Annotated in this window: 9 protein-coding genes; 8 read left to right on the plus strand and 1 reads right to left on the minus strand. The window is 43.7% G+C overall.

The genetic code is table 11. The features are described 5' to 3' along the window. The first annotated feature begins 164 nt into the window (after nt 1-164). The 3 genes from pabB (at nt 165) to SORDD24_RS01200 (ending at nt 3904) form a co-directional block, all read left to right on the plus strand. Complete coding sequence (gene pabB, locus SORDD24_RS01190; RefSeq protein WP_061406773.1) at nt 165-1883, plus strand: aminodeoxychorismate synthase component I; 1719 nt, start codon at nt 165-167, stop codon at nt 1881-1883. Between the two features lie 123 nt (nt 1884-2006). Beyond that, nucleotides 2007-2966: an ROK family glucokinase gene (locus SORDD24_RS01195; protein WP_061406775.1), complete on the plus strand. Its 960-nt coding sequence runs from the start codon at nt 2007-2009 to the stop codon at nt 2964-2966. 98 nt (nt 2967-3064) lie between these two features. Further along, entirely contained in the window at nt 3065-3904 is an 840-nt protein-coding gene (locus tag SORDD24_RS01200) for a thymidylate synthase (protein ID WP_061406777.1), read from the plus strand. 42 nt (nt 3905-3946) lie between these two features. On the opposite strand, the gene SORDD24_RS01205 is transcribed toward SORDD24_RS01200, so the two are convergent. After that, a complete protein-coding gene (locus SORDD24_RS01205) occupies nt 3947-4117 on the minus strand; it encodes a DUF3042 family protein (RefSeq protein ID WP_001051782.1) in 171 nt (56 codons plus the stop codon). Nucleotides 4118-4237: 120 nt separating this feature from the next. On the opposite strand from SORDD24_RS01205, the gene miaA reads away from it, so the two are divergent. The 5 genes from miaA to SORDD24_RS01230 all read left to right on the plus strand — a co-directional run. After that, nucleotides 4238-5122, plus strand: coding sequence for a tRNA (adenosine(37)-N6)-dimethylallyltransferase MiaA (miaA, locus tag SORDD24_RS01210; protein ID WP_061406779.1), 885 nt, complete (start codon nt 4238-4240; stop codon nt 5120-5122). Next, complete coding sequence (gene hflX, locus SORDD24_RS01215) at nt 5115-6353, plus strand: GTPase HflX (RefSeq protein WP_061406781.1); 1239 nt, start codon at nt 5115-5117, stop codon at nt 6351-6353. The genes miaA and hflX overlap by 8 nt, the downstream gene beginning before the upstream one ends. Further along, nucleotides 6346-6969 (plus strand): hypothetical protein, encoded by a 624-nt coding sequence (locus tag SORDD24_RS01220; RefSeq protein ID WP_061406783.1) that lies wholly within the window; start codon nt 6346-6348, stop codon nt 6967-6969. The genes hflX and SORDD24_RS01220 overlap by 8 nt, the downstream gene beginning before the upstream one ends. Before the next feature lie 14 nt (nt 6970-6983). After that, nucleotides 6984-7913, plus strand: a complete 930-nt coding sequence (rnz, locus tag SORDD24_RS01225; RefSeq protein ID WP_061406785.1) for a ribonuclease Z — start codon at nt 6984-6986, stop codon at nt 7911-7913. A gap of 20 nt (nt 7914-7933) precedes the next feature. Next, a partial coding sequence (locus SORDD24_RS01230) for an SDR family NAD(P)-dependent oxidoreductase (RefSeq protein ID WP_061406787.1) occupies nt 7934-8687 on the plus strand: 754 nt, incomplete at its 3' end.

Raw genomic sequence — 8687 nt, forward strand, 5'->3', positions numbered from 1 at the left:
GTGCTCCAAATAAGATCAGTTTTTACAAGAAGAAGGGACGCCATCTGAAGGAAAATTGCCAAACGTAGAAAAAGTAAAGTAGAGAATTTTTTTCGTTATAGAAATCAGTAAACAAAGCTGGATTTAGCTGTTCTAGGTCGGCTTTTTTGTGCTATACTTAAGGTATGCATAGAAAAACAGTGATAGATTTTAGGGCTTTGGGGGAGAGATACACCTTCACTCAGCCTATCAAAGAGTTAAAAACGAGAGATTTAGCAGAAGTGGCGGACCTGCTGGCACAGGTGGAAAGCTACCAAGAGCAGGGCTATTATGTAGTGGGCTATGTCAGTTACGAGGCTGCACCTGCATTTGAGGAGAAATTAGCAGTTCATAAAACTCCTTTACTGGCAGAGTATCTGCTATATTTTACAGTTCATGATAAGGTGGAAACATCGTCTATTCCTCTGACTTATGAGGAAATAGATCTGCCTTCAAGGTGGCAGGAAGAAACATCTGCAGAGAACTATGAAGAGGCTATTGCCCAGATTCACCATCATTTGCGTCAGGGAGACACCTATCAGGTCAATTACACTGTCCAACTCAAGCAAGACCTAAGTGCCACTCCTTTTGCCATCTACAATCGTATGGTGGTAGAGCAGGAGGCAGGCTACAATGCCTATGTGGAACATGACGAGATGGTAGTGATTTCCATGAGCCCAGAGCTCTTTTTTGAGCAAAATGACCGAGAATTAACGACCCGCCCGATGAAGGGAACGACTCAGCGGGGAGTGACTGACCAAGAAGACCTTGTCCAAGCTAGCTGGCTAGAACAGGATCCTAAAAATCGCTCTGAAAATATGATGATTGTGGATCTCTTGCGCAATGATATGAACTGTATTTCTGAAGTGGGCAGTGAGCATGTGGAGCGTCTGTGCCAAGTGGAGCAGTATTCGACTGTTTGGCAGATGACTTCGACCATCAAGAGTCAGTTGCGAGAGGATGTGGACTTGGTTGCCATTTTTCGCTCTCTCTTTCCTTGTGGATCAATAACGGGAGCTCCGAAAATTGCAACCATGGAAATCATCAAGGACTTGGAGCCACAACCCAGAGGAGTTTACTGTGGAACGATTGGTCTCTTGCTTCCAAATGGGCGACGAATTTTCAATGTCGCCATTCGGACCATTCAACTTCACAAGGGCCAAGCCATTTATGGAGTTGGAGGCGGGATTACTTGGGATAGCACCTGGGAGTCTGAATACCGTGAAGTGCATCAAAAGGCGGCTGTTCTCTATCGTAAACAAGCTCGTTTCAAATTGATTACTACAGGGAAAATCAGCCAGAAACGTTTGCTATTTGAAGATCAACATCTGAAAAGATTGACAAAGGCGAGTCGTTATTTTTCCTTTCCTTTTGACCCAGAAGAACTGAGACAAAAGATAGAGGAAGAGTGTCAAGCTTGTGATTCTCACCAAGACTATCGTTTGCGAATTACTATCAGCAAGTCTGGAGAGATGGAACTCAGTCGCCAAATCTTAACACCCCTCAGCCCAAGTTTCTGCAAAGCCAAACTTTGTCTGCAAGAAGCAGATTTGAATCAATCATTTACCTACTTTAAAACAACTCATAGACCACATTTAAGCCTAGGAGAGCAAGAGAAGATTTACCATAATGCAGCAGGAGAGCTATTGGAAACTTCTATTGGAAATCTGATCTTAAAAATTAATGGTAAACTCTACACACCGCCTACCAGTCTAGGAATTTTGCCAGGAATCTATCGTCAGCATTTGCTAAAAACAGGACAGGTAGAGGAAAAAGTCTTGACTTTGGCAGACTTGAACCAAGCAGAAGCTGTCTATGGCTGTAACGCAGTGAGAGGTTTGTATGAGTTGAGGATTGAATCTTAAGTTAGCAAACTTTGGAATAAAGAAAGTGATTAAATGAGAATAAATTCACGCAAACCTTTGCACAAAACAGACGATTTTGTTATACTATATCTGTAAGCATTTTCAATTAAAAAGGAGAAGACGATGAGTCAAAAGATTATTGGGATTGACCTTGGTGGAACATCTATCAAGTTTGCAATTTTAACTCAAGAGGGAGAAATCCAAGAAAAATGGTCTATCAAGACTAATATTTTGGATGAGGGAAGTCATATTGTAGATGATATGATTGAGTCTATTCAGCATCGTTTGGACTTGCTTGGATTGTCATCTACGGATTTCCGAGGCATTGGAATGGGATCACCTGGTGTGGTTGACCGTGAAAAAGGAACTGTTATCGGTGCCTACAACCTCAACTGGAAAACCCTTCAACCAATTAAAGAAAAGATTGAAAAAGCCTTGGGTATTCCATTCTTCATCGATAATGATGCCAACGTAGCTGCTCTTGGTGAGCGCTGGATGGGTGCTGGTGAAAACCAACCAGACGTTGTCTTTATGACACTTGGTACAGGTGTTGGTGGCGGTATCGTGGCAGAAGGCAAATTGCTTCACGGTGTCGCTGGTGCGGCAGGAGAACTTGGTCATATCACTGTTGACTTTGACCAACCAATCGCTTGTACTTGTGGTAAGAAAGGCTGTTTGGAGACAGTTGCTTCTGCAACAGGGATTGTCAACTTGACACGTCGTTATGCTGATGAATACGAAGGCGATGCAGCCTTGAAACGCTTGATTGATGACGGTGAAGAAGTAACTGCTAAAACTGTCTTTGACCTTGCAAAAGAAGGGGATGACCTTGCCTTGATCGTTTACCGAAACTTCTCACGTTACTTGGGAATCGCTTGTGCTAATATCGGTTCAATCCTAAACCCATCAACAATCGTTATCGGTGGTGGTGTGTCAGCAGCTGGAGAATTCCTTCTCCAAGGTGTTCAAAAAGTCTACGACGAAAATACCTTCCCTCAAGTACGCACATCCACAAAATTGGCTCTTGCAACTCTAGGAAATGACGCTGGAGTTATCGGAGCAGCATCACTTGTATTGCAATAAGATCATAAAAGGAGAAAAACACTACTTTAAAGCCAGTGATTTTCCTCCTTTCTTTTTTTATGCTATACTAGTTAGGACAATAAATGAGGTGAGAGAAAATGACAAAAGCAGATACGATTTTTAAAGAAAATATTGAACGAATCCTCAAAGACGGTGTCTTTTCTGAACAAGCACGTCCCAAGTACAAGGATGGGACTGTTGCTAATTCCAAGTACATAACGGGCGCCTTTGCGGAGTATGATTTGTCTAAGGGGGAATTTCCCATCACAACCTTGCGTCCCATTGCAATCAAATCCGCCATCAAGGAAGTACTCTGGATTTACCAAGATCAGTCTAATAGCTTAGATGTTCTCAATGACAAGTACAATGTTCACTACTGGAATGACTGGGAAGTGGGAGATACGGGAACCATCGGTGAGCGCTATGGGGCAGTCGTTAAGAAACACGATATCATTAATAAGATTCTCAAGCAGTTGGAAGCCAATCCTTGGAATCGTCGCAATATCATCTCACTCTGGGATTACCAAGCATTTGAGGAGACAGACGGCCTCCTTCCATGCGCCTTTCAGACCATGTTTGATGTCCGTCGTGTTGATGGAGAAATCTATCTGGATGCGACCTTGACTCAGCGTTCTAACGATATGCTGGTGGCCCACCACATTAACGCTATGCAGTACGTAGCCTTGCAGATGATGATTGCCAAGCATTTCGGCTGGAAGGTTGGGAAGTTTTTCTATTTTATCAACAACCTTCATATCTATGATAATCAGTTTGAACAAGCTCAGGAATTACTCCGTCGTGATCCGTCAAATTGCCAACCACGTTTGGTCTTGAATGTACCAGACAAGACTAATTTCTTTGATATCAAAGCGGAAGATTTTGAGTTAGTTGACTATGATCCGGTTAAGCCACAGCTGAAGTTTGATTTGGCTATTTAAGAAAATAAAAAGAAGTTGAGATTTCTCAACTTCTTTTTTTGATTAATGTGATACGCGGCGGCGAGCTGCTTTCTTGCGGTTTTCTTCGATGAAAGCTGCTTTTTGCTCTTCTGGCTCAATCACTTTCTTTTTAATTGCGTATACTGCACCTGCAACAGCAGCGACAGTTCCTGCGACACCTGTTACAAGACCTTTAGCGAATCCTTTAGCCATGAGTCTTCCTCCTTTATCTTCCCGATCAGCCAGGCTCCTCAAGTGGTAGCATTTTTCTGACTGACCTTTTTGTGATATAATAATAGTAACGAAAAAATGGAAATTTTTCAAGGAAAAAAGATGAAAACAAAAATAATTGTGATTGTTGGACCGACTGCTGTTGGGAAGACAGCCCTTGCTATTGAAGTGGCCAAGCGCTTTGGTGGAGAGGTCGTCAGTGGTGACAGTCAGCAAGTATACAGAGGGTTGGATATTGGGACGGCCAAGGCTAGCCCAGAGGAGCAAGCTGCTGTTCCTCATCATTTGATTGATGTCAGAGAGGTGACCGAGTCTTACTCGGCTTTTGATTTTGTTTCGGAAGCTAGGAAGGCTATTGAGGATATTCATAACCGTGGTAAGCTAGCGATTATCGCGGGTGGTACAGGGCTTTATATCCAGAGTTTGTTGGAAGGATACCATCTAGGTGGAGAAACACCTCATGAGGAGATTTTAGCCTATCGAGCTAGTTTGGATGCCTTTACAAATGATGAATTAGCCCATCTTGTGGAGCAAGCAGGACTTGAAATTCCCCAGTTTAACCGTCGTCGTGCCATGCGTGCCTTAGAAATCGCCCATTTTAATCAGGATTTGGAAAATCAGGAAAGTCCTTATGAACCATTGATTATCTGCTTGGATGATGAACGCAGTCAGCTTTATGAGCGTATCAACCACCGAGTGGATCTGATGTTTGAGGCTGGTCTTTTGGATGAGGCCAAGTGGCTCTTTGATCATTATCCAGATGTGCAGGCAGCTAAAGGCATTGGCTACAAGGAACTCTTTCCTTATTTCCGTGGGGAGCAAACTCTTGAGGAAGCGAGCGAGAGTCTCAAGCGGGCGACGCGTCGTTTTGCCAAGCGTCAGCTGACCTGGTTCCGTAATCGCATGCAGGTCACCTTTTATCAGATAGGAGAGCCTGGCGTGCAGGACCGCATTTTAAGCCAGATAGAGGAGTTTTTAGATGATTGAAACGGAGAAAAAAGAGGAACGCGTCCTACTCATTGGTGTGGAATTACAGGGCATGGACAATTTTGACCTCTCTATGGAAGAATTGGCTAGTCTGGCTAAGACAGCTGGGGCAGTCGTTGTAGATAGCTACAGGCAAAAACGGGAAAAGTATGACTCCAAGACTTTCGTCGGTTCTGGTAAGTTGGAAGAGATTGCGCGGATGGTGGATGCAGAAGAAATTACCACTGTCGTTGTCAACAACCGTCTGACACCACGGCAAAATGTCAATCTAGAGGAAGTTCTGGGTGTTAAAGTTATTGACCGTATGCAGTTGATTTTGGATATCTTTGCTATGCGGGCTCGAAGCCATGAAGGAAAACTCCAAGTGCATTTGGCCCAGCTTAAGTATCTCTTGCCTCGCTTGGTTGGTCAGGGAATTATGCTCAGCCGTCAGGCTGGGGGAATTGGTTCCCGTGGACCTGGTGAAAGCCAGCTGGAACTGAACCGTCGTAGTGTTCGCAATCAAATCACAGATATCGAGCGCCAGCTCAAGGTGGTTGAGAAAAATCGGGCAACAGTCAGAGAAAAACGTCTGGAGTCAGGCACCTTTAAGATTGGTTTGATTGGCTATACCAATGCTGGGAAGTCAACCATCATGAACACCTTGACCAGCAAGACCCAGTATGAGGCTGATGAATTGTTTGCGACCCTGGATGCGACAACTAAAAGCATCCATCTGGGAGGCAATCTACAGGTGACTTTAACTGATACGGTTGGCTTTATCCAAGATTTACCGACTGAATTGGTATCCAGTTTCAAGTCAACCTTGGAAGAAAGCAAGCATGTAGACCTTCTGGTTCATGTCATCGATGCCAGCAATCCTTATCACGAGGAGCATGAAAAAACAGTCCTGTCCATCATGAAAGACCTGGACATGGAGGATATTCCCCGCCTGACCCTTTATAATAAAGCGGATTTGGTGGAGGATTTCACGCCTACCCAAACGCCTTATGCCCTCATTTCTGCCAAGTCTGAGGATAGTCGTGAGAACTTGCAAGCATTGTTTTTGGAGAAGATCAAGGATATTTTTGAAGTCTTTACCCTGCGCGTGCCTTTTTCAAAGTCTTACAAGATTCATGATTTAGAAAATGTAGCGATTCTGGAAGATCGTGCCTACCAAGATGATGGAGAAGTGATTACAGGCTACATTTCTGAGAAAAATAAATGGAGGTTAGAGGAATTTTATGACTGATATTAAAACGTTGGCTCTAAAGTATGGGGGGTATACAAGTCTGGATAAGGTCTATCTGGATCAACTTCTAGCTGGCAAAACAGAGCAGGAGCAGTTGGCACTTATCACCCCTCCTCCGAGTGTAGTCAATGCCTACTTTGCTGAACTCTACCAGAAAAAGAGTCCTGAAGCGGCGACGGATTATTTTTCAGAAATCAGTCATGAACTGAACCTCTACAATGCTGAGCCAAGTTTCACCTTTGAAAACAAGCCTTTTATCCGTCTGAATCTGTCCGGTAAATCCTTTGGTTTTTGCTATGAGAGTGAGGGCCTGGGTCGAATCTTCTCTGAAAATGAAGAGGAAATCTCGGATGACTTACTTTTTGAGATTGCGCAAATTTTCCCCCATCAGCTAGTTTTTGTGGAGTCTGGTAAGATTTACATGAAGGCTTTAGGAGATGAGGAAGTTGTTAATGTAGAAAGTCTTACAGTTTTGACAGACCTGGAAACCTTAGCAGATGGTCGTAAGCGTCTCAAAGGTTACAGCCAAGAGGATTTACTACAAGAAGCTAGAGCTTTTTCTGGCAAGCTTTATTATCGCTCGGAAAACCGCACTGCTATGTTATATATTGATTAATTAGAAAGCATCGAATGGATATTCAATTTTTAGGAACGGGGGCAGGTCAGCCCTCCAAAGCCCGCAACGTTTCAAGCCTCGCCCTGAAACTCTTGGACGAGATTAACGAAGTTTGGCTCTTTGACTGTGGCGAAGGAACACAAAATCGCATTCTGGAAACCACGATTCGACCACGTAAGGTCAGCAAAATCTTTATCACTCACTTGCATGGAGACCATATCTTTGGCTTGCCAGGATTTCTCTCTAGCCGTGCATTTCAGGCCAATGAAGAGCAGACAGATTTGGAAATCTATGGACCTCAAGGGATCAAGTCATTTGTCTTAACCAGTCTTCGTGTATCAGGTTCTCGTCTGCCTTACCGCATTCATTTCCATGAGTTTGATCAAGATTCTCTAGGGAAAATCCTTGAGACCGATAAATTCACTGTGTATGCAGAGGAGCTGGATCACACTATTTTCTGTGTTGGCTATCGTGTCATGCAAAAGGACTTAGAAGGTACCTTGGATGCTGAAAAACTCAAGGCAGCTGGCGTTCCATTTGGCCCGCTTTTTGGAAAAATCAAAAACGGTCAGGATGTTGTTTTGGATGATGGGACTAAAATCAAGGCGGCAGACTATATCTCAGCTCCCCGTCCTGGTAAGATTATCACCATACTTGGTGACACCCGCAAAACCAATGCTAGTGTGCGTCTAGCTGTTAATGCCGATGTCCTGGTCCATGAATCGACTTATGGCAAGGGTGATGAGAAAATCGCTCGTAACCATGGTCACTCTACTAATATGCAAGCTGCACAAGTAGCAGCAGAAGCAGGAGCCAAACGCCTCTTGCTCAACCATATCAGTGCCCGCTTCCTCTCAAAGGATATTAGTCAGCTTAAGAAAGATGCTGCAACGATTTTTGAAAATGTCCATGTGGTTAAAGACTTGGAAGAAGTGAAAATCTAAAAGATTGAAAAAGGATAAGTATGCGAACAATTCTCATTACAGGTGCTAGCGGTGGTCTAGCTCAAGAAATGGTCAAACTCTTGCCAAATGACCAACTCATTTTGCTAGGTAGAAATAAGGAAAAACTAGGACAACTCTATGGAAATCATGCCCATATGGAATTGATTGAAATCGACATTACTGATGACTCAGCCCTAGAATCTCTGGTAGCTGACCTCTATCTCCGTTATGGCAAGATTGATGTCTTGATTAACAATGCTGGCTATGGAATTTTTGAAGAATTTGACAAGATTTCTGAGCAAGACATTCACCAGATGTTCGAGGTCAATACCTTTGCTCTGATGAACTTGTCTCGTCGCCTTGCGGAGCGCATGAAGGAAAGTCGTAAAGGCCATATCATCAATATCGTCAGCATGGCCGGTTTGATAGCGACTAGCAAGTCTAGTCTTTACTCAGCAACCAAGTTTGCGGCTATTGGTTTTTCCAACGCTCTGCGCCTCGAACTCATGCCCTATGGTGTCTATCTAACGACGGTCAATCCAGGACCGATTCGTACTGCCTTTTTTAACCAGGCAGACCCAGATGGGACCTACCTCAAATCTGTCGACCGCTTTCTCTTAGAACCAGATGCAGTCGCTAGAAAGATTGTCAAAACCATAGGAAAAAACAAACGGGAACTCAATCTCCCAGTTTTGTTGAACCTAGCCCATAAGTTTTATACCCTCTTCCCCAAGCTAGCTGATAAGTTGGCAGGGGGGATCTTTAATTATAAGT

The sequence above is a fragment of the Streptococcus oralis genome, assembly GCF_001579175.1.
GTDB lineage: Bacteria > Bacillota > Bacilli > Lactobacillales > Streptococcaceae > Streptococcus > Streptococcus oralis_O.

Excerpts from the sequence above, each read along its gene's own strand:
- pabB (WP_061406773.1), top strand. The coding sequence starts at position 165 with ATGCATAGAAAAACAGTGATAGATTTTAGGGCTTTGGGGGAGAGATAC.
- SORDD24_RS01195 (WP_061406775.1), top strand. The coding sequence starts at position 2,007 with ATGAGTCAAAAGATTATTGGGATTGACCTTGGTGGAACATCTATCAAG.
- SORDD24_RS01200 (WP_061406777.1), top strand. The coding sequence starts at position 3,065 with ATGACAAAAGCAGATACGATTTTTAAAGAAAATATTGAACGAATCCTC.
- SORDD24_RS01205 (WP_001051782.1), bottom strand. The coding sequence starts at position 4,117 with ATGGCTAAAGGATTCGCTAAAGGTCTTGTAACAGGTGTCGCAGGAACT.
- miaA (WP_061406779.1), top strand. The coding sequence starts at position 4,238 with ATGAAAACAAAAATAATTGTGATTGTTGGACCGACTGCTGTTGGGAAG.
- hflX (WP_061406781.1), top strand. The coding sequence starts at position 5,115 with ATGATTGAAACGGAGAAAAAAGAGGAACGCGTCCTACTCATTGGTGTG.
- SORDD24_RS01220 (WP_061406783.1), top strand. The coding sequence starts at position 6,346 with ATGACTGATATTAAAACGTTGGCTCTAAAGTATGGGGGGTATACAAGT.
- rnz (WP_061406785.1), top strand. The coding sequence starts at position 6,984 with ATGGATATTCAATTTTTAGGAACGGGGGCAGGTCAGCCCTCCAAAGCC.